This window comes from Mesorhizobium sp. C395A, from assembly GCF_030323205.1.
In the GTDB taxonomy this organism is placed as follows: Bacteria; Pseudomonadota; Alphaproteobacteria; order Rhizobiales; family Rhizobiaceae; genus Mesorhizobium.
Map to the genome: position 1 here is coordinate 1,709,163 of NZ_CP100473.1, position 20,543 is coordinate 1,729,705.

General features: G+C 57.8%; 19 protein-coding genes. 7 read left to right on the plus strand and 12 right to left on the minus strand.

The genetic code is table 11. The features are described from left to right. The first annotated feature begins 939 nt into the window (after positions 1-939). Positions 940-2,091 carry an alpha-hydroxy acid oxidase gene (locus NLY37_RS08465; protein ID WP_023741896.1) on the plus strand — a complete coding sequence of 384 codons (1,152 nt, stop codon included), beginning with the start codon at positions 940-942 and terminating at the stop codon, positions 2,089-2,091. Between the two features lie 140 nt (positions 2,092-2,231). On the opposite strand, the gene NLY37_RS08470 is transcribed toward NLY37_RS08465, so the two are convergent. From NLY37_RS08470 to NLY37_RS08515, 10 genes are all read right to left on the minus strand, one after another. Continuing rightward, a complete protein-coding gene (locus NLY37_RS08470) occupies positions 2,232-3,605 on the minus strand; it encodes an FAD-binding oxidoreductase (protein ID WP_023741895.1) in 1,374 nt (457 codons plus the stop codon). Next, positions 3,602-5,248, minus strand: coding sequence for a 5-guanidino-2-oxopentanoate decarboxylase (locus NLY37_RS08475; RefSeq protein WP_286442108.1), 1,647 nt, complete (start codon positions 5,246-5,248; stop codon positions 3,602-3,604). Before NLY37_RS08475 ends, NLY37_RS08470 begins: the two co-directional genes overlap by 4 nt. Before the next feature lies 1 nt (position 5,249). Further along, positions 5,250-6,446 (minus strand): M20 family metallopeptidase, encoded by a 1,197-nt coding sequence (locus tag NLY37_RS08480; protein WP_023741894.1) that lies wholly within the window; start codon positions 6,444-6,446, stop codon positions 5,250-5,252. Positions 6,447-6,562: 116 nt separating this feature from the next. Next, complete coding sequence (locus tag NLY37_RS08485) at positions 6,563-7,237, minus strand: GntR family transcriptional regulator (RefSeq protein ID WP_023741893.1); 675 nt, start codon at positions 7,235-7,237, stop codon at positions 6,563-6,565. A 171-nt stretch (positions 7,238-7,408) separates the two neighbouring features. Next, positions 7,409-8,698: a class-III pyridoxal-phosphate-dependent aminotransferase gene (locus NLY37_RS08490; RefSeq protein ID WP_023741892.1), complete on the minus strand. Its 1,290-nt coding sequence runs from the start codon at positions 8,696-8,698 to the stop codon at positions 7,409-7,411. Positions 8,699-8,719: 21 nt separating this feature from the next. Then, entirely contained in the window at positions 8,720-9,094 is a 375-nt protein-coding gene (locus NLY37_RS08495; protein WP_023741891.1) for a nuclear transport factor 2 family protein, read from the minus strand. A gap of 35 nt (positions 9,095-9,129) precedes the next feature. Further along, positions 9,130-10,092 (minus strand): agmatinase, encoded by a 963-nt coding sequence (locus NLY37_RS08500; RefSeq protein WP_023741890.1) that lies wholly within the window; start codon positions 10,090-10,092, stop codon positions 9,130-9,132. A gap of 57 nt (positions 10,093-10,149) precedes the next feature. Further along, positions 10,150-10,905 carry an ABC transporter ATP-binding protein gene (locus NLY37_RS08505; RefSeq protein ID WP_023741889.1) on the minus strand — a complete coding sequence of 252 codons (756 nt, stop codon included), beginning with the start codon at positions 10,903-10,905 and terminating at the stop codon, positions 10,150-10,152. Positions 10,906-10,913: 8 nt separating this feature from the next. Next, positions 10,914-11,648: an ABC transporter permease gene (locus NLY37_RS08510; protein ID WP_245270920.1), complete on the minus strand. Its 735-nt coding sequence runs from the start codon at positions 11,646-11,648 to the stop codon at positions 10,914-10,916. A gap of 145 nt (positions 11,649-11,793) precedes the next feature. After that, positions 11,794-12,765 (minus strand): aliphatic sulfonate ABC transporter substrate-binding protein, encoded by a 972-nt coding sequence (locus NLY37_RS08515; protein WP_286442112.1) that lies wholly within the window; start codon positions 12,763-12,765, stop codon positions 11,794-11,796. 183 nt (positions 12,766-12,948) lie between these two features. Between NLY37_RS08515 and NLY37_RS08520 the strand changes: the two genes are divergently transcribed. Beyond that, positions 12,949-13,881, plus strand: a complete 933-nt coding sequence (locus NLY37_RS08520; RefSeq protein WP_023741885.1) for a LysR family transcriptional regulator — start codon at positions 12,949-12,951, stop codon at positions 13,879-13,881. Positions 13,882-13,887: 6 nt separating this feature from the next. On the opposite strand, the gene argE is transcribed toward NLY37_RS08520, so the two are convergent. Next, positions 13,888-15,045 carry an acetylornithine deacetylase gene (gene argE, locus NLY37_RS08525; RefSeq protein WP_023741884.1) on the minus strand — a complete coding sequence of 386 codons (1,158 nt, stop codon included), beginning with the start codon at positions 15,043-15,045 and terminating at the stop codon, positions 13,888-13,890. 420 nt (positions 15,046-15,465) lie between these two features. Between argE and NLY37_RS08530 the strand changes: the two genes are divergently transcribed. The 4 genes from NLY37_RS08530 to NLY37_RS08545 are packed head-to-tail and all read left to right on the plus strand — an operon-like array spanning position 15,466 to position 18,461. Then, positions 15,466-16,149: an ABC transporter permease gene (locus tag NLY37_RS08530; RefSeq protein WP_033003023.1), complete on the plus strand. Its 684-nt coding sequence runs from the start codon at positions 15,466-15,468 to the stop codon at positions 16,147-16,149. Beyond that, positions 16,146-16,832: an ABC transporter permease gene (locus NLY37_RS08535; RefSeq protein WP_023741882.1), complete on the plus strand. Its 687-nt coding sequence runs from the start codon at positions 16,146-16,148 to the stop codon at positions 16,830-16,832. The genes NLY37_RS08530 and NLY37_RS08535 overlap by 4 nt, the downstream gene beginning before the upstream one ends. Further along, entirely contained in the window at positions 16,792-17,685 is an 894-nt protein-coding gene (locus NLY37_RS08540) for a transporter substrate-binding domain-containing protein (RefSeq protein WP_198024942.1), read from the plus strand. The genes NLY37_RS08535 and NLY37_RS08540 overlap by 41 nt, the downstream gene beginning before the upstream one ends. 17 nt (positions 17,686-17,702) lie before the next feature. Continuing rightward, on the plus strand, positions 17,703-18,461 hold the full coding sequence (locus NLY37_RS08545; protein WP_023741880.1) for an amino acid ABC transporter ATP-binding protein: 759 nt from the start codon (positions 17,703-17,705) through the stop codon (positions 18,459-18,461). Positions 18,462-18,621: 160 nt separating this feature from the next. Here NLY37_RS08545 and NLY37_RS08550 read toward each other — a convergent pair whose 3' ends face one another. Beyond that, positions 18,622-18,849 carry a hypothetical protein gene (locus NLY37_RS08550; protein WP_031246185.1) on the minus strand — a complete coding sequence of 76 codons (228 nt, stop codon included), beginning with the start codon at positions 18,847-18,849 and terminating at the stop codon, positions 18,622-18,624. Between the two features lie 10 nt (positions 18,850-18,859). Between NLY37_RS08550 and NLY37_RS08555 the strand changes: the two genes are divergently transcribed. Further along, on the plus strand, positions 18,860-20,335 hold the full coding sequence (locus NLY37_RS08555) for an NAD-dependent succinate-semialdehyde dehydrogenase (RefSeq protein ID WP_023741878.1): 1,476 nt from the start codon (positions 18,860-18,862) through the stop codon (positions 20,333-20,335). The last annotated feature ends 208 nt before the right edge of the window (positions 20,336-20,543 follow it).

Here is a 20,543-nt window from a genome sequence, read left to right on the forward strand (position 1 = left end):
CTAGTCTTGCCTGTTTCTCCAAAGAATCTGCCGCGGGCCGCCGCGCGAACGGCTCGCTCCACGGCTTGACTCGCAAACGGCGAAACCGTTCAGCGATTTGCGGCCGCAGTTTCGATGACCTGGCGACTTATCGGGATGCGTGATCATCGAGACATGAGAGGCGCCACGTCCAGGCAAGCATATCGGATTGCCTAAGTTTGATGCTGTCAAACCGTGGTTCTACTCAAATCACTTTAGGAAATTTAGGGTGAGCGTAGACAAGGTGCCGCCTGTGCGTCCGCCGAATTATCGATTGCTGGACGACTTGAGACACATGGGGTGCGCGTTTTGAACGGACGATCCAGGCATTTTCTTCGGGCTGCCCCGGTTAAGTTCGATGTGGAAGCTCTTCTTTGTGGCCGACATCATTGGCATGAGCTCCAGAATTCTGAAGCGTGTCAGCGAGACCGGTCCGAGGATGATGGTCAACTCAACCGCGGCCAAGCTTCCGCAACCAGGGTATCAGTAGGAAATATAAGCGTGGCTATTTCTCGGAGGTTTCCGGGCAGGCTTTGGTATGTGGCCCTCGCGGGGTCTGTTTGTGCGGCGTTTGCATTGGTGTTGGTCCTCGTTTCATCAACAGAATCCCTGCCTCCGCACACGACCTATGTGAAATATGGATGCATTCCCGACGATCCTTCGAAGCGCGAACGGGACCAATATCTCGGCCTGTCGACCTGCAAATGAGCAGCGTGCCGATGCTAGCTCAGCCCTGGCTTGGTCCAGTTCTCTCCGCCCAGGTTCGATAAATCGGCCTTGCCCTGAAAGGCGTCGCCTGGCGATGCGACGCCGCATCTGTCTGTTGACTAACCCGTCGCTTGGCAAGGGTGGTATCGAAGGCAGCAGCGACTGACTTGGCAAGGTCCTCGTGGAACCTGATACGGAAATTGCGAGTGAAGCGTGACGGATCGAGCAGGTTTCCTTAATTTTGCTGAGGCGCGAAAAATCGCAAAACGCCGCCTGCCGCGAGGGATCTTCGAATACATCGACCGGGGAACCGAAGACGAGCGGGCGCTTGTTGGGAACAGAGCTGCCTTCGATCGGATCAAGATTACACCGTATGTCTTGCGAAGCAGTTCAAACAGATCGACGACGATTTCGCTCTTCGGTCACGAATACAGTGCGCCACTGGTGGTCACGCCGACGGCTTTCGCAGGATTAGTCTACTTCAATGGCGAGATGGAACTCGCCAAGGCTGCGGCGGAGTTCGGCATTCCGTTCACGGCTGCGACAGAGGCGATAACCTCAATTGGGGTCGTCGCGCGAGCAAGCTCAGTCCCGATATGGTTTCAACTCTATTTGTGGGACAAAGAGGAAATCTCGTTCAACCTGATGGACAAGGCTTGGAGTTCAGGCGTCCGAACGATTGTCGTCACCGTAGATACTCCCGTTCTGCCGAATCGAGAGTTCAATGTTAGAAACGGTTTCGACGTTCCGCTACGATTTTCGCCTCGCAATGTTTTTGATGTGGCCATGCATCCGCGCTGGGCCCTTGGCGTTTTAGGGCGCTATGTCGTTACGGAAGGGATGCCCACTTTCGCGAACTATCCGGACCAATACCGAAAGAATCTACTCAGGAGAGACCGGGGATACCCCCTGGACTTTATGCCAAACCTAAGTTGGGACCACATGGCCAGAATTCGCGACCGTTGGAAAGGGACCATGGTGATCAAAGGCCTCCTTCGGCAAGGGGACGCGCTGGAGGCCAAACGCGTCGGCGCCGACGGCATCGTTGTATCGAACCATGGCGGACGTAATCTGGACAGCGCGATTGCGCCAATCGATGTACTCCGCGGAATAGTCGACTGCGTTGGCCCCGGAATGACAGTGCTGGCCGACAGCTCGGTTCAGCGCGGCAGCGATGTCTTCAAGCTGCTGGCTAGTGGCGCGAAGGCGGTCCTGCTGGGACGTAGCATGCTGTACGGCACTGCGGCTGGTGGAAAGGCAGGAGCTATTGCAATGATGAGCATTCTTAGGGAAGAACTCGCACGGACCATGGACATGAGCGGCTGCCAAACGATCGGCGACGTCAATCAGGATTTGATCGCTTGAGCTGAACATGAGGTAGACGCAGAACCAGAAATATTTGCATTTACTCTTCCTGCCTACATCTGACCAAGGAATGCAGCGCTCTCGGCTAGATTGGGCGGTGAATTCACGATCAACCGCTTCGTCACGATTCGCTGTGGGATTCAGGATGCCAGCGCACCAAGAGATTTGGGTTCGTACGATATATGCGGATTTAGAATTCCTGCAGGATCGAGAGCAGCGCGGATGCGGTTCATCGCAGCGATTTCAGCGGTTGACCGGGACCGCCACAGATGCGCGGCCTTTTCTCGGCCGATCCCATGTTCGGCAGAAATCGAAGACGGTTCGTAGGACGCCAAGGGGTCATAGACGCATTCCTCGATAACGCGTCTCGCGTCGGAAGAATGCCCGTCGTGTCCGATCATGAAATGAATGTTGCCGTCAGCGAGATGCCCGAAATAGTAGGCAGTGGCGTTTGATACCCGGGCTTTGAGGCGCGCTTCGACGTCTGCGATGTAAGCCGCATACTTATGTGGCCGCATGCTGACGTCAAAGGAAAGCACTTGTTTATGAGCTCTCTCGATGACATCGGACCCATCACGGATTGACCAGAGACGGCGCTCCTGGACCGGTGTCGTCGCCAGCGCGCTGTCGATAATGTCGTCGATCCCCTCCAAGGCCCCGATCAAACTTTCGACTGCCTGTTCGCCACTATCCATGCCCTCGACCTGGGCGAGCAAGTAAACGGGATGACCCTGTGGAAGCGGAGGCGCTTCTGCCGACAGTGCGGTGCTCACTTTCTCGAAATAGCCATTCCACATGATCTCCAAGGCCAGCAAGGAATGGCCGCAGGCACGCTCCATCGCGCCCATCACCACGAGGGCGCTGTCCAGGTGGCTGAGTGCCAACAGAACACTCGCCGTGCCGACAGGGCGCGGGCTAAGCTTCAGCAAAGCCTTGGTCACGACACCCAGCGTTCCCTCGGAGCCGATGAATATCTGCTTCAGGTCGTAGCCGGCGTTGTTCTTGGGTAAGCCCCTCAGATCGGTAAGGATCGACCCATCGGAAAGGATCACTTCAAGGCCGACAACATTGGATCGTGTCATGCCAAACCGGACGACGGAGTTCCCGCCCGCGTTCGTGGCGATGTTTCCACCGATGGTGCAACTGCCCCGGGCGCCTAGATCGACGCCATACCGCAATTCGTGCTCCGCAGCGAAATCATGGACCGCCTCCAACTTCGTTCCCGCCCCCACCACAACGAGGCGCGTGCTCGGGTCGAAGCTCTCGATCTTGTTTAGCCTCTCGGTGGAAATTCCGAAGTAGTGCGATGGCGTGTGGGTACCATGCACGAGCCCGGTCAGCCCTCCCAGCGTAACCACGGGAGCCTGTTGCCCGTGAAAGAGTTTCAGGCACTCCGCCACTGCCTCGGTGGTCCCGGGTCTGACGACAAGTGCCGGGCCACCTGGCGGCCCGGCAATGACATTCGATCCGCCCACGAGCTGCCGAAGGCTAGCCTCAAGGGTCTCGCTGTTCATGACACGCCTGCGCCTGAAAACATTGCCGCGTCATTGTCTATCTGGAGCAGGGTCGGTCTGTTTCTCTTGAAAGCGTCCTTGAGCTCACGGCTGAGTTGTTCGAGCGATTCAATTTGAACGGCATGGCATCCGAAGCCCGTCGCAATCATCTGGAAGTCGGGCGTGTAGAGGTCCACGCCCACCGTGGGGATGTCCGACGCAATCATGGCATCTCGGATTTCGCCATATGCTCGGTTGTTCCAGAGAATGATCGGAAGGCTGACTTCATTCTCAACTGCCGAGGTGAGTTCCTCGATCGTGTAGAGGAAGCTGCCGTCGCCGACGATCGCGACCACCTGACGATCCGGGCAGCCGATCTTCGCTCCGATGGCGGCGGGGAGGGCACTTCCGAGCGTGCCGTAGCCGTTCGGGAACAACCATGTGCCAGGTTCTTTCGAGGGGAAGAAGTGATTACCTGTGTATGCAAGTTGAGTGGAGTCGGCGCAGATGACGGCATTCGGATCAAGCGCTGCCGCTATGGCCCTCAAAATCGGCTTGTGCTTGTGGGACTCCGCGGACCAACCGGCGTCCTTTTCCACCGCCGCCCTGATGTCGGCGACTCGTCGCTGCGCGATTTCACTCTGATCCGCGTCGGCACCGCCGCACCTTTCGATTATCGCCTGGAGCGCGACCTTCGCATCGGAGAGCATAGCGATGCGCGGGAGATAGTTCATGGTCAACTGTCGCGGATCGATGTCGATCCTGATCAACGCACCATTTATCCGGTAGCTCTTGCAGGTGTAGAGCAGGTCAGTCTCACTGAGTTCCGTTCCGACTGCCAGCACTACGTCGGCATCCTCGATCGCGCGGTGCATGGGAGGAAAAGGAAGACTTGAGCCAAGGGAAAGGGGATGGGTTTCCGGCAGGATTCCCTTACCGGTATTCGTCGTCACCACGGGGATTTCAAGTTGCTCCGCGAGCGCCAGGACTTCTCGGTTCGCGCTGCGAGCTCCTCCGCCGACGATCATGATGGGACGCTTGGCGCCCATTAGCATTGAGGAGACTTGGCTGATCACATCCGGGTGCGGCCCGGGTCTATACAGTTGGAGCGCTTGCTCGCCAGGCACCGCCACCTTCGAGCTGAGGAGGTCTCTCGGAACTTCGATCAGGGCCGGCCGCGGACGCGACACCTCCATTGACGACATGGCCCGGTGGAAAACCTCCTCGATGTTTGAAGGCTCGAGCAAGGTATGGGTGAAAGCAGCAATCTGCTCCTGGACAGCGGACTGCGACTTGGTCTCGTGCAGGGCGCCGCGGCCCACTCCGATTTCTCCGCGCAAGTTGTTCGCGGCGATCACGAACACCGGAATGGAGTCCGAATAGGCTTCGGCAATACCTGTGGCAGCATTGAGCACACCGGGTCCGGTGATGAGCATGCACGCGGCCGGTCGGCCGGTCGCGAAGGCATAGCCGTATGCCATGAACGCGCCACCCTGCTCGTGCCGAGGCGTCACGTGCCTGATCCGCCGTTCGGGAAGGGATTTATAGAAGTCGACGGTGTGCACACCGGGAATGGAGAAAATCGTGTCGATCCCATAGGATTCCATGAGACGAAGAATGGCGTCCGCCACCGTCGTCTGGCCGATTTGCATTTTGTCGCCCATATCAGGCCTCCCCGCCTTTGGTCAGAACCATGACGGCCCTGGCAATCTTGCGCGCGGAATTGACGAGGTCGGCCGTCCCGACATGTTCCTCAGGGGTATGCGCCCACTTCTCGTCACCGGGACCGAGGCCGATCGTGGGGATGCCGGCGGCGTTCATGAACGTGCCGTTCACGCCGAAACGCCAGGCGGAGATGGCCGGGGCGGTGTCGTCGACGTCGAGTGCGGCGACGATGGCAGCCTGAGCCACCAGGCTGGTTTGTGGGGTGAACATCAACGGGTAATGGTTGGTGACTTCGGCGGTCCACTTGACCCCCTCGGTTTCTCCGTATGCGGACCTCAGGATTTGACGGATTTCCGACAGGCAGCTCTCTTCATCCTCTCCCCGGATGTAGCGACGGTCGACCCTCATCTTCACGAGGTCCGGTACGACGGCGGTGCCATTGTCCGGGAACGAATGCATGCCGGTCACGACTATCGTGGCAGGGCCAAGGAGCTCGTCCTCCGGCAGCGTAGACGCGTATTGCTCCAAAGCACCGATGAACGCCGTCGAAAGATAGATCGCATTGACGCCGTTCGACGGCTCCGACGCATGGGAGGTTCGCCCATGGAAGCAGACCTCGAACTCCAGCTTGCCGCGGTGACCGAGATAGACTTGCCCCCTCGTTGATTCCACCGAGATTCCATAGTCAGCGCGAATTCCTCCTTCGATAACCGACTTCACACCCTTGGGAGAGTCCGTCTCTTCCTCGACGTCGGCGACAACGATCACATCGCCGCCCGGCTTCAGCCCGCTGCGCTGCAGGGCACCCACCGCATAGACGGCCGAGATGACGTTGCACTTCATGTCACACGATCCACGGCCGAAAATGGCCTGACCGCTTTCGCCCCAACGGGCGGCGTCCACGAGTTCACCGGAGAATGGATTGTGCATAGCGCCAACCGGGACGTGATCGATGTGGCCGTTGATCATGATGGATGGCCCGGTCCCGTCGCCGAAAACCGTCCCGATAACATTTCCGTTCGCATCGATTTTTACGTCGTCAAAGGAAAGCTCGATCATCTTTTCGGCGACGAATTTAGCGACATTCGCCTCTTGGCCGGTGAGGCTCTCGATGCGTACCACCTCCTGGCAAGCCGCGATAAGCGCGGGAGCGTCGATCGCTTCGTCAATGGCCGCACCAACTGAATTTCTGAGCATGATGAAGTACTCTTCTGTCTACTGTCGACATTTTTGACCTTTAGGAACGGCCTCATGTCGGGATTAATGGGAAATTTGGTGCTGAGCTCGCGATGCTGCCGTCCGGCCGCGTTGAGCTATTTCGTGGAAGCAAAGGCGTCCAGTGATGTCATTATGTGCTCAGCGAGCGCTGCGGCGGCCTTGTCAGGATCGCCGCTTTCTATCGCTTGCACGAGAGGCTCATGCTCCTGCGCAACGTCCATGAGATTCTTGTAACCTGCATTGTCGATCGTAAGCGCGAGGCGAAGATGGTCGAACAGAAGCCCGGCGACCTTTTCGATGTACGGGTTCTTGGCCATCCGCCAGAGAGCTTCGTGGAATTCAAGTTCTGCGTCGACCACGCCAGGCAAATCGCCATTCTTCGCAAAATTCGACATCGTTTTGATGAGCTTGCGCAGCTTCTTGACGTCTTCGGCGGTATGGCGCTCGGCCACCGCCCTGATCGCTAACGCCTCGATGGCATTCCTCACGACATACAACTGGCGAATCTTCTCCGCACTCATCTGGATAACCGAGGTCCCGTAATGGGTGCGGCTCTCAAGAAGTCCGGCTTCGGTCAGGCGGTTGACGGCTTCGCGGATGGGCGCGCGGCTGATGCCGAGAGATTTGGCGATGCTCGCTTCGACAATGCGCTCCCCCTGGGCGATCTGTCCTGAAAGAAGTTTGGCACGGAGGTCGAAGTACACCTGATCAGCCACCGAATTGCGCTGGATCACCAAGCCGTTGGTTTCATCTTGTTTCACGACACCCATGGTGGGCCTTTCTTCATGGTTGGCGCAGCCTACCGAATTCGGTCCAGCATCAGCGCAGGCAACTTAGCGGAACTTGCGAAAAAAGAATACGAAACCGTGCAACGATACGGATCCGCTCCGTTTTCCAATGTGGAGAACCTCCCCGGCTTTTCGCCGGGGAGGTTGGGCGGACTACGCAGCAGGTTTCACAGATTTGCGCAGCAAAGAGGCGGCACGGTCAAGAGCATCAACGATGGTATCGGCCTCCACTTCGGTAAGCACCAGCGGAGGAAAGAACTTCAGACCGGGTGGATCGATTTCCGCGACGCTGTGGCATAAAACGCCATCGGCGAGGATCTCTCTGTAGAGTTCACGCCCGACATCCCGGTTGGCAACTTGAACCGAGACGGCAAGCCCGAAGGATGTGACGCCCCTGAGAACATCGGAATGTTTCGAGCAGAGCGCTTGGAAGCCGTTGTGGAGGTATGCTCCGACTTTGCGAACGTTCTCCAACAAAGCTGGACTTGAGGCGACGTCAAGCACCTTCGCCGCGACAATACAGCTGATCTCGTTGCCGCCGAGGCTGGAGATGTACGCGAACCGATGCTGATTCATGCACTGCTCGTAAATCTCCGCCCGCATCAATACGGCACTCGCAGGGTACAGGCCACCCGACAAGCCCTTCCCGGTGATCATCATGTCCGGATCGATGTCATACTGCTCCGAAGCCCACAGTGTCCCCGATCGACCCAGACCCGCGCGTGTTTCGTCCACGATGAACAGGACCCCGCGCTCCTTGCAAAGGCGGGAAGCCTGGGTGAAGAAGTCGTTGGAAGCCGCCTCGAAGGTCTCGTAGTCCATCGGCTCGATGATGAAGGCCGCGATCTCGGAGGTAAGAAGACGGTCGAGTTCCTCGAGATCGCCGAACCGCTCGAGAAAGTTCGAGTGCGAAGGGAGATTATAGTGGTCGATGATCCCTTCTTCGGGCGAGCCCGTGACGATAGCCGCGAATCCTGTATGGCCGTGATATCCATGCCTGTAGGCAAGCATCTTCTGGCGCTTGGTAACGCGGAACGCGAACATTGTCGCCAGATCGACTGAAAGGGTGGAGCAAAGAGTAATCACGCTCCGATTCAGATGGGCCTTGGGCGCGAGCGCCGCCAGCTTGTCCTGGAGTTCCAAATATTTGGCATTGGGTACCGACCAAAGCCCGGTGTCCCGGCCGTCGTCGAGCGCCTGCCGCAGCACAGCCAAGATCTCTGGATGGCGATGTCCCAACGCGTGCACGCCGCCGCCGGTGCCGCAGTCGATCAGGCGCCGCTTGCCCTCGATGTCCCACATGTAAACGCCTTCGCGTTTGCCGATGACGAATTCAGCGCCTTTCGCCTTCTGCCGCTCAGCATTTGACCGCCAGGATCGCTCGATGAAGGCGTCGAAAATTTCGGCACTTGTGCGAAGTGCCTTCTGGTTTTCGGTTGTCATTTTACGATTCCATTCTCGCAGTCACTGCGCATCCAACGTGAAGTGCCAAACCTTCGAGACGATCTTCCATCCGTCGGCGGTTTTTACGCAGGTCAGTTCGTCCACGAAGTTCTTCGGAATGAAAATCTCCTTGACGCGAAGATGGGCTGTCGTGGGGCTGGCGATCTCGATCGCAACGACCTCATCTCTCCTGGGATCGTTGCGAGACGCCGGTGAAACACGGCCCCGCACGATCTCGAGGTACTTGTCGACGCCCATGATTACGGGTTCCGCTTCCGTGAAGCAGTAGAGCATCGCCGCGGGATGAAACACCTCAGCGAAGAGGTCCGCCTTCCCGAAATACAGCGCGTCGAAGTACTTGGTTGCGAGCTCGCGCAACGCGGCTTGGCCTGACATGATGTCCTCTCTTACGTTTGTTCGGTGCGGGCCGATCAAGCCTGTTTCGTCGTGCGGTTCTGGTGGGCTACCGCCGCCAGGCACGTGAGCTCGAACATCAGGTTCGCGGCGTTGATGCAGGTGATCCCGGTCGGATCGAGCGACGGCACGACTTCGCAGATGTCACCGCCGATCAAATCGATGCCATTGAGCGACCGCAGGATCATTTGGGCGTCCCGCATCATGATGCCGCCTGGCTCTGGGACACCCGTGCCGGGTGCGTCCTTCGGGTCCAGGCCGTCGATGTCGATCGAGAAGTAAGTCCGGCCGGCGCCGATTACGCGTTTGATCTCCTCGATGACCGCTGCGCGGCCCATCGTCTCGTACTCGTCCATCGGGATCATTCGGATGCCGACCTGACCACCGTAGACGATGTCGTCGTCGCCATAGCGGGTACCCCGCAGACCGATCTGGACGATCCGCTTGGGATCGAGAAGGCCTTCTTCCACCGCACGGCGCACGAAGGTGGCGTGGTTGTACTTCGTTCCCATGAATTCATCGAAGGTATCGGAATGCGAGTCGATCTGGATCAGACCCACCGGGCCGTCCTTGGCTATTGCCCTGAGAATTGGAAGCGGGACCGTGTGGTCCCCGCCCACAGAAATCGGCACGGCGCCAGCCCCGTGGACACGCTGGAAGAACTGTTCAATGTGCTCGACGCTTTTCTCGACGCTGAGTGGATGGGTTGGCGCGTCGCCAATGTCGGCGATATTCGCGATGCGGTATGGAGCGACGCCGGTGGTCGGATTGACCTGGCGGATCAAGCGAGAGGCCTCACGAACGCCCGCCGGTCCCTGTCGTGCACCGGATCGGTACGTCGCGCCCAGATCCAGGGGAACGCCGACCAGAGCGATGTCGATGGAAGGGGAAATCTCCGATCGGGCGGCGCGCATGAACGTTGCGATCTCGGCGTATCGCGGGGTAACGGATGAATCAACGGGATTGAATTCGTTCGACATTTCATTCCTTTCTTGTCGACCATTGAGGTCAAGCGGCCGCAAATTTAGATCAGCGCGTCAATGCCTCAGCAGGTGAAGCATGTGTTTGCGGTAACGGGTGAATTCCTCGCTCGCGACGATGTCGGGGACGCGCGGCCTCGGCAGTTCAATTCTGAAGTCTTCGATGATCCTGCCGGGGCGCGCGCTCATGACCAGCACGCGGTCCGCAAGATAGACGGCTTCCTCGATATCATGGGTCACGAAGATCACGGTGGTCCGTTTGCGAGACCAGATATCGAGCAACAGTTCCTGCATCCGAGAACGTGTCTGTGCGTCGAGCGCCCCGAACGGCTCATCCATCAACAGAACGCTAGGCTCCATCGCCAGAGCGCGGGCGATCGCCACGCGTTGCTTCATGCCGCCCGAAAGGACTTTCGGAAACTGGTCCGCGTATTCCTTGAGACCCACAATCTCAATGAGTTCATTGGCGATTTGAGAGGCCTTGGCCTTCGGCCAGCGATTCAGTTTCGGGCCGAACTCGATGTTCTGCCTCACCGTAAGCCATGGATAGAGAGAATAGTTCTGGAAGACCATTCCGCGATCCGGGCCTGGTTGGGCAACGGATTGTCCATCGACCTTGATTGACCCAGTCGAAGCTTCTACCAGCCCGCCCACGACATTGAGCAAAGTTGATTTTCCGCATCCGGATGGCCCCAGAAGACAGACGAACTCACCTTGCTCAATTTCCAGAGTGGTATTCGTCAGCGCTATCTTCGGAGCTTCGCGATGCCGGGCGAATTCCACGCTGACGTTGTCGACAAGAACGCGTGTCATGGTGGTCCTCAGTACATGTAGGGAAAAAACTTGCGGTGCGCATAGCGGAACGCGAGGTCGGTCAAGACGCCCAGGATGCCGACGGCGACGATCCCGGCGATGACCTGGTCCGTCAGAAGGAAGCGCTGGGACTGCAGGATGGCGATACCCATTCCCTTGTCCGCTCCGACGAGTTCCGCGACGATAACATAGGTCCAGGCGATGCCCGCCGTGATGCGGAGCGCGTCCACGATTGCCGGAACGCAGGCGGGCAGCAGAACCTTGAAGAACACCTGTCGAGAGCTCGCTCCAAGCGAGTAGGCACTGTTCATAAGGTCGCTGGAAACGCCTTCCGAAATGCTCGCGATGAACAGGGCGAGGGGGAAGAACGTGCCCATGAAGACGATCGAGATTTTCTGCGATTCGTTGATCCCGAGCCAGATGATCATCAGCGGCACGAAGGCGGTTGCAGGCAAATAGCGCGCGGTGCTGAGCAACGGTTCGAGAAGGGAACGGAAGAACGGGAAATTCCCGATGAGAATGCCGATCGGCACGGCCACTACCGCCGCGATAAAAAATCCGCCGAATACACGGTAAGAGCTCGCCCAGACATCCTCCAGATAGCCACCGCTCACGACCATGTTGGCCAGACGACTGGCGACTGCGATGGGGCTGGGAAGGAAGAAGGGTTGAATCCAACCGGCCTCGGTGACAAGCAGCCACAGCAGAAAAAAGCCGAGTACCCCGACGACGGAAATCGTCATCCGTTCGCCAGCAGGCAGGTTTGCCCTGGGCCTCAAATATGTCCGCACCTTGGTAAGGAGGCCTGGGCGTCTCTCAGAGACGCCCGCGTTTTTGATGTCGCCGTTCATCGGAAGCGCTTGGAAAGTCCGCATCGTCCCTCCAGGCTCACTTTGCCAGCTCGCCAGCGATGCCGACGACCTTTGCGGCGTCCGGCGTCGAGCGCAGCACGCCGATTTTCTGATAGAACTCACCCGCCTGGGACACGAGTGCAAAGGCCGGGCTGCGATCACCGGAGAAGAACGCCACGTTGTCCTGTTTGCTGAAGAAGCGAACATCCTTCAGTGTGCCCTCGAGTGTCTCGGTGCTCATCTTCAGATTACGAGCGATGATCTCATGCGCCTCCGCTGGGTTCTTCCCCATGAAAGCGATGCCTTCGAAGTAGGCGTCGACGAACGCCTTCATCTCCATCTTGTGTTGGTTGGCATAGTCTGACTTCGCGGCGAGCGCGTCGACGATTAGACCTGGCATCGTGCTGGTGTCGGCCAGGATCTTGCCGAAGTCGGTAGCAGCGGCCTTTGAAAGCCACGGCTGCCACGTCACGGCGGCATCGACGCTGCCGGCAACGAAGGCTGCGCCGGCGTCACCCGACTTCATGTCGATGACATGGACGTCTTCGAGCTTCAATCCGGCCTTGTTGAGCGCCTGCGCGAGAAGGAACTGCGAGACCGAGCCCTTCTGAACACCGACTGATTTGCCTTTCAGGTCCGCGACGGTCGCTATCTCCTTCTTCGCGACAATTCCGTCGCCGCCGGCCGACTCGTCGAGCGCGGTCAGAACTTCTAGGTCAGCTCCGTTTCCGGTAAACAGTGCGAAGTTGTCCATCGTCGAGGCGACGATATTGATCTGGCCGCCCTGCATGGCGGCGATGGCGTCTGATGATGCCTCGATGATCTGCAGGCTTACATCCAGTCCTGCCTTTTCGAAGAAGCCCTTTTCCTTGGCGATGTAGAGCGCGCCGTAACCAATCCAGGTCGAGTGCGCGACCGAAATCTTTTCCGCCGCATCAGCGACGTTCCAGATTGAAGACATGGTGATAGCGATTGTGCCCGCAAGAGCGAGTTTTTTAAGGAGTTTCATTGACGTTCCCCATTACGTTCTTGGCGACTGTCCTCTGTCGACAATGTTTCGTCTCACATAAATCTGATGTAGTCAATGCGAAATGGTCCTCTCGCGATAACTGTGATTTATGGGCTGGCGCCACCCCATGAAGTCGTGCGGGATTTATCCTGGAGCGGCGGATGCACGGTCGAAAGGCGGAATATGCGTTTAGAAATCCCACCTCTGGACAAGGTCGACATTCGGCTCCTTCGGGTCTTTAAGGCGGTTACCGAATGCAATGGTTTCGCGGCCGCCGAGGAAACGCTCGGTCTGGGCCGATCAACGATCTCAATCCACATATCCGACTTGGAAACGCGCTTCGGCCTGAAGCTTTGCATTCGCGGTCCTAGTGGGTTCTCTCTGACGCCACAGGGACAGGTCGTGTATGAGGCCACCCTGCGGCTCTTTAGCGAGATCAACAGTTTCAGAACGACAGTCGCCGGGTCCAAGGGGCAACTCATGGGCGAACTGACGATATGGCAGATGGAGAACATTGCGAGCGATCCGCTGAACCCTCTGGTAGGCGCGCTTCAGCGATTTCGCGAGCGCTCGAATGGCGTTGAAATAACCATGAATGTGGTGCCATCCAACGATGTCGAGCGGGGGGTTTATGACGGTCGTTGCGATCTTGGTCTTACTGGAAGCCGGAGCCCGATAAATGGCTTGAAGTACGAAGAGGCCTACTCCGAAAGAATAACGCTCTACTGTGGTTCGAAGCATCCGCTTTTCGGCCGTTCCGAAAGGACGCTGAGCGATGATGACCTGCGTCAGGTGGATTTCGTCCGGCGAGGGTTTGTAACTCAGCAGCAGGAAATGGTCGAAACCAACTGGAACTCTACGGTTGTTTCGATGCACGTCGAGGCGACTCTCCAGTTCATCTTGACGGGTCTCCACATCGGCTATCTTCCCGATCAGTACGCTGCCGCATGGGTTGACCTCGGCATACTGCGAAAAATCAATCCGGAACGATTCAGCGTGAATTGGCCGGTGTACGTCGTGTCTCGCGAGAGCAACGCTCCCTCCGTCCTCGTCTCGACGTTTCGAGATGATCTCCTCAGCGAGTCGCGACGCCTGGCAAGCCAGGAAACGAGTTGAGCCACGTCAGAAGAGGGTTTGGACGATCAGCGCCAGCACCCTCTCTCCCTCCTTGAATTGCGTTTTGTCGATAAACTCGTCGACCTGGTGGGCCTGGGATATACTCCCCGGCCCAAAGACCACTGTAGGAAGCCCCGCCGCCTGGAAGAAGCCGGCCTCAGTCGCATATGACACCCCTTTCACATTCGGCGAGGAGCTGAAGCGGCCTACGAGCTGTTCCGCGGCACTGGAGGCTTCTCTGACAAGTGGCGGAATATGGAAGCGCTCGGTGATCTTGATCTCAGAACCGGGGGCCGTCGCGCGCAGCCCAGGAAGCACGACATCCCGTGCAAGACTTGAAATCCGTGCGAGGATAGTTGCGGCCTGCCCCAGTTCCATTGTTCGGGCCTCCATCTGGAAGCTGCACCGCGCGGGAATGACATTACCAGCGGTGCCTCCTTCGATGAGCCCGACTGTGACAGTGGGATGCGGCACGTCGTAGAGCTCGGCATTCGGCGATGGCTGTTTCTCGAACTCCCTGGCAATCTCCTCCACCTCGCAAACCAAGCGAGCGGCCGCATGAATGGCGTTGGCGCCCAGGTGTGGAAGACTTGAGTGGGCCGCTTTGCCGAAAATTTCGATCGTCCAATCGAGCGCGCCTTTGTGCGCGCCCACGACCTGCATTTCCGTGGGTTCGCCCACGATGACGGCGAGAGGCTTCGGGACGGACTTCTCGATGTGGCGGACGATGGGTTTCACACCTTCGCAGGAGATCTCTTCGTCATAAGAAAACGCAAGGTGGAGCGGCTTCGTGAGCTCGGCGATGGGAATGGTCGCGGCAAGCGATAGAGCAAGGGCGAGGAAACCCTTCATGTCCACCGCCCCGCGCCCATAGAGGCGTCCATCCGCCTCTCGCAACGCGAATGGGTCGGAAGTCCAGGGCTGGTTCCCCGCGGGAACGACGTCCATATGGCCCGACAGGACAACGCCGCCCGGAACCAATGGTCCCAACGTCATGAGCAGGCTGGTTCTGGTGCCATCAGGTGAGGGGAACCTTTGGATGGCTGCCCCCAAGGACTTGGCGAACGTTTCGACATAGTCCGCGATGTCTTGGTTGGATTGGCCTGATAGGGACTTAAATCCCACCAGCTTGGACAGGATTTCGATAGCATCTGTAGAGGGCATCCTTCATTCGACCTTTGGTTCCTGGCTGCGACGGCGGTCCAGCCCGAGGGATGAAGCCGCCGTCGCCGTCCGCCGGCAAATGGGAGGATGCCGTTCGTCGCCATGCCAATACTGTGAGTTCGCCGAGTATGAGAGGGCAGGGCTCTGCTAAGCCGTTATCCGGTTCAATACCTCCGAACTGCCGAAGACGATCTGGTCCGGTAGAATCTGCGATCGCTTTCATCGAGAACGTTTCCAGTCTCGGGCTCCTCATAGCCGCCATTAGAATGGCGGATGATGTCAAACCTTCAAACGATGGTTTGGGGCTCTTATGTGCGCCGGGAATGCGTAGCGTTCGACGAGGTAAACTGAAAAATAGTTGTCGACAGTGGACAATTGATTTGTCATGCTCGACCTTGTCAAGGCAGATGAGGTTGCAGATTGGACTGGGCTGGGCAGATCGCGTCGGGAACGATTTTAACCGTCGGGCTGGCGCTTGCGACACTTCCGATCGGCCTGTTGTTTGGATTGGCGCTGGCCTTGGCATCGAGGTCGCAAAATCTTTACGTGCGGGTCGTTTCAGCGGTCTACTCGACAGTGTTCCGCGGCTTACCGGAGCTTCTGACGCTGATCGTGATCTATTACGGAGCGCAGGAACTGCTCAATCAGTTCGCTGACGAAATCGGGATCGACGGATTTGGCGAGATCAGCCCGTTTGCAGCCGGCGTATTCTCCTTGGCCCTCGTTTTCGGGGCCTTCTCTGCGGAAGTCTTCCGGTCGGCGCTAAACTCCATTGCGAGCGGCCAGGCCGAGGCCGCTCAGGTGATCGGTCTTACTCGCTTTCAGACGTTCAAGGATGTCATCGCACCGCAGATGCTGCGGGCGGCGATGCCAGGCCTGTCGAATACGTGGATTGTATTGTTGAAAGATACATCGTTGGTCTCGATCATCGCGCTCAACGACCTCATGCGCACGACCAGCCTCGCGGTATCGAGCACCAAGCAACCGTTCGAGTTCTACGGGACTGCCTGCATCATTTATCTCCTGTTGACCACGGTCTCCGAACGCACCGCGGGCGTTCTCGAGGCACGGCTCTCGCGCGGGTATGCCAGGAGCGCGTCTTGAATTTGTTCCTGCCCGACTTTGCTCCTCAACTTCTTGCCGGTTTTGCCGTCACCTTGAAGATCGTGGCAATATCCGCCTTGCTGGGATTCCTTGCGGCAATTCCGCTGACGCTGGCGCTTCTCAGTGGTCGTGCATCCATTCGTTTCATAGCCAGTTCATACCTGCTCTTTTTCCGCGGTACGCCGCTGCTCGCGCAGCTTTTCCTGGTCTACTACGGAAGCGGTCAGTTCCGCGCAGCCCTAGAGGGTGTCGGCCTCTGGTGGCTATTCGCGGACCCTTTCTTTTGCACGATCTTGACGTTTTCACTGAACACCGCAGCCTATCAGGCCCAGATTTACCGGGGCGCCATAAACTTGGTAGCGCGCGGACAAACCGAGGCGGCACAGACCCTCGGTTTGTCCCGCTACAACACGTTTGTCGACATCTTGATTCCGCAGGCGATGGTCGTCGCAGTGAGACCGCTCGGCAATGAGCTTGTCCTTCTTGTAAAGGCGAGCGCGGTCGCTTCCATCGTCGCCGTCTATGATCTGATGGGCGCCGCCAGATTGGTCTATGCGAGGAGTTTCGAACTAAGCCCATACCTTTGGGCAGGGCTTATCTACATCTGCTGCGTCGAGGTGCTCAGGTTGAGCTGGAATGTCCTTGACCGTCGGTTTCGGCGGCATCTGCCGAACAGCCATTGACAGATGTCCGCGCATCGATAAGTTGGCGACTGTCGACAATAAAAACGTGTCGATCCCCCAGGAGGAACAAATGAATTTGAAACGTCTTATGACGGGAGCCGTCTTTGCGGCTGTCTGTTCGGTCAACTCAGCTTACGCACAGCAGGCACTGAAAATCGGAACGGAGGGTGCCTTTCCTCCCTTCAATTTTGTCGACGCGAATGGCGAGCCCCAAGGGTTCGAAGTCGATCTCGGTCATGCGATCTGCAAGGCGGCCAAGCTCACTTGCACATTTACCGCGATTGCGTTCGACGGCCTGATTCCTGCACTCAAGGCAAAGAAGATCGATGCGATCATCGCCTCGATGAACATCACCGACGAGCGCAAGAAAGTCATCTCGTTCGTCGGGCCGTATTACGTCGATCCGCCACGCTTCGTTGGCAAATCTGGATCGCCTGCCGATGTCACCCCGGCGGGGCTTAAGGGCAGAACCATCGGTGTAGCGTCGGGAACGATTAGCGAGAGTTACGTTCGCGACGTTGCCGGGACAACAGCAAAAATCACGAGCTATCCGAGCCTGGACAATGCCCTCCTTGACTTGTCGGCCGACCGCGTCGAACTCGTCCTTGACAACGCAATCGCCCTCTCCGAGGGATTTTTGAAGAAACCTGAAGGAAAAGGGTTTGAGTTTATCGGACCCGCGCTGTCGGACACCAAGCATTTCGGCATCGGCCCAGGCATTGGAATTCGCCAGAACGATAAGGCTACGGCATCCGCGCTTGCTACAGGTCTGAAGGCGGTACAGGACTCCGGCGAGTTCACAACATTGAGCCAGAAGTATTTTGGCATGGATATCTCTCCGAAGAAGCCATGAGCATTCGGAGCAAGAGCATGGAATCTGAACGACACACGACGACTCCGGCGATCGATGTCGCCGGAGTGTCCAAGCGATTTGGCCTACACCCGGTTTTGACGGCAATCACCTTGCAGATGCCTGTCGGAAAACGGTTCGTCGTCTGCGGTCCGTCGGGGTCGGGCAAGTCGACCCTTGTACGCTGCATCGTCGGTCTTGAGCGAAGATCCACGGGCTCAATCAGGGTGGCGGGTCATGATCTCGATCCGGATTGTGCGAACGCAAGACAACTCGCCGGCGACGTTGGAATGGTTTTCCAGCAATTCAATCTTTTCCCGCATCTTACCGTCATGGAAAACCTCATCCTGGCGCCGCGGCGCGTGAAGAAGATGACACGGGCTGCTGCGGAGGAAATTGCCATGATGCAGCTGAGCAAGGTGCGCGTGGACCAACTGAAGGATAAGTATCCGTCTCAGTTATCAGGAGGTCAGCAGCAACGCGTGGCAATCGCCCGCGCTTTGACGATGCAGCCTGCCGTGATGCTCTTCGACGAGCCAACCTCGGCGCTCGATCCCGAACTGGTGAACGAAGTGCTCGACGTCATGCTGGGTCTTGCCGACGAAGGGATGTCGATGATGATCGTCACGCATGAGATGCGGTTTGCGAGGCAGATCGCCGACCAGATCGTCTTTATGGATCAGGGGGAGATCGTCGAGGTTACGCCGCCCGACTGCTTCTTCAACGCGTCCCAAAATTCCAGAGTGCGTTCTTTTGTGGAAGCCACGACAAGGGGATAGGTGTGTCAGTCGCTAGGCCTTGATGGTTGGAAATACGAAAGCAAATAGAACTCGTGACTGACGTTGCCTGGCAGCATTATTTCATACGCATCCAGAGCTCCTCTACGATATTCCCAAGACAGCGGGTTCCGTCGCGCGCCATCTCCGTCTTATGGCATCACTAGATCGCAACTGGGATCGGTGGAACTGGTCGTTGCGATCTGGCGGCGAAGCCGATCGACGAACCGAAGGCGATCTGGATCAGCCGGCGGAAACGGCCCGAGGCGTCGCCAAAGGCGAGCGTCAAACTGGCGACCACGTGGGGGTTCGACAGCGAATGGCGCCGCGCGCTCAGGAGCGAGCGCGGCCAAAACCAGGACCAGTCCCCAAGCAAAACCACCGGCACCATGAGGAGTTACATGACCAGTTCCGACCTTGCATCCAAATTGAAAGATGGCACTCTCTTAGTCGACAAAGCCCTGGTGGGCGGGCGCTGGGTGGGCGCCAGCGAAGGATCCATCTTCGCCGTGACCGACCCCGCCACCGGCGAACACATCCTATCAGTCCCAGATCTCGGCGAACTGGAGCTCCAGGAGGCAATCGACGCTGCTCACAAAGCGCAGAAGAAGTGGGCGAAGCTGACTGGAAAGGAACGAGCATCATACCTTCGAAAGCTGTATGACCTCGTCGTTCAAAATGTCGAAGACCTTGCGGTCATTCTGACAGCAGAAATGGGCAAGCCACTCCAAGAAGCCCGGACCGAAATTCTCTACGGCGCGTCCTACATTGAGTGGTTCGCCGAGGAAGCAAAACGGATTTACGGCGATGTCATTCCCGGCCATCAGGCTGACAAGCGCATTTTCGTGCTGAAGAGTCCGGTTGGTGTGGTTGGCGCAATTACGCCCTGGAACTTCCCGAGCGCGATGCTCGCCCGGAAACTTGCGCCCGCTTTGGCGGTGGGATGTTCGGTGGTCGCCAAGCCGGCCGCGCAGACACCATTGTCGGCGCTCGCCCTTGGGGTACTTGCGGAGAGGGCCGGTATCCCGGCGGGCGTGCTGAACATCGTCACATCTACCAACGCATCAATGGTTGGTTCGGTGCTCTGCGCAAGCGACAAAGTTCGAAAGATCTCGTTTACAGGCTCGACGAATGTCGGGCGAATCCTCATGAGGCAGGGTGCAGACCAGATCAAGAAGCTCAGCCTTGAGCTTGGCGGCAATGCACCGTTCATCGTTTTCAACGACGCTGATATCGACGCGGCCGTGGAAGGGGCGATCGTCGCTAAATTTCGCAATGCGGGCCAGACCTGCGTCTGCGCAAACCGCATCTATGTGCAGTCGGGAGTCTACCAGGAGTTCGCGTCGAAACTCGCAAGCCGGGTGCGCAACCTGAACGTCGGCAATGGCTTTGCAGAAGGGACGCAAATCGGCCCTCTGATCGATGAAAATGCAGTCAAGAAGGTCAATGAGCATTTGCAGAACGCGCTGTCGCACGGCGCACATATAGCGACAGGCGGGACAAGCGGTGAACAAGGCAAGCAGTTTTTCTCGCCGACCGTACTGCTCGGTGTCACCTCCAAGATGAAGGTGGCGACGGAAGAAACCTTTGGTCCCCTTGCGCCTTTGTTCTCGTTCGAGACAGAGGAGGAGGTCGTGGCAATGGCGAACAAGACCGAGTTCGGTCTGGCCGGCTACTTCTACTCGCGAGATGTCGCCCGCATATTCCGCGTTGCCGAAGATCTTGAAACTGGGATGGTGGGTATCAACACAGGTCTTATCTCGACCGAGGTCGCTCCATTTGGCGGCGTGAAGCAATCGGGGATGGGACGGGAAGGTTCGAAATATGGGGCCGACGACTACATCGACATCAAGTACATCTGCTTGAGCGTTTCGTAGCCGATGATCGAGACTAGCAAGCGGCGCGCAGTGGGTACCGCTTGCTGGAACATCTGTCTATAGCGCTCGTCGCGGCGATGGCCAACGTTATGGCTTCGAAGCTCGCAATCATCAAACTTTGGTTTGGCGCAACATAATTTCGAATTTCTTCCGGCGATCCTAAACAGGAGCGAGTGAACCATGGCCTCTCCTGCGCAGCGACGAGGAG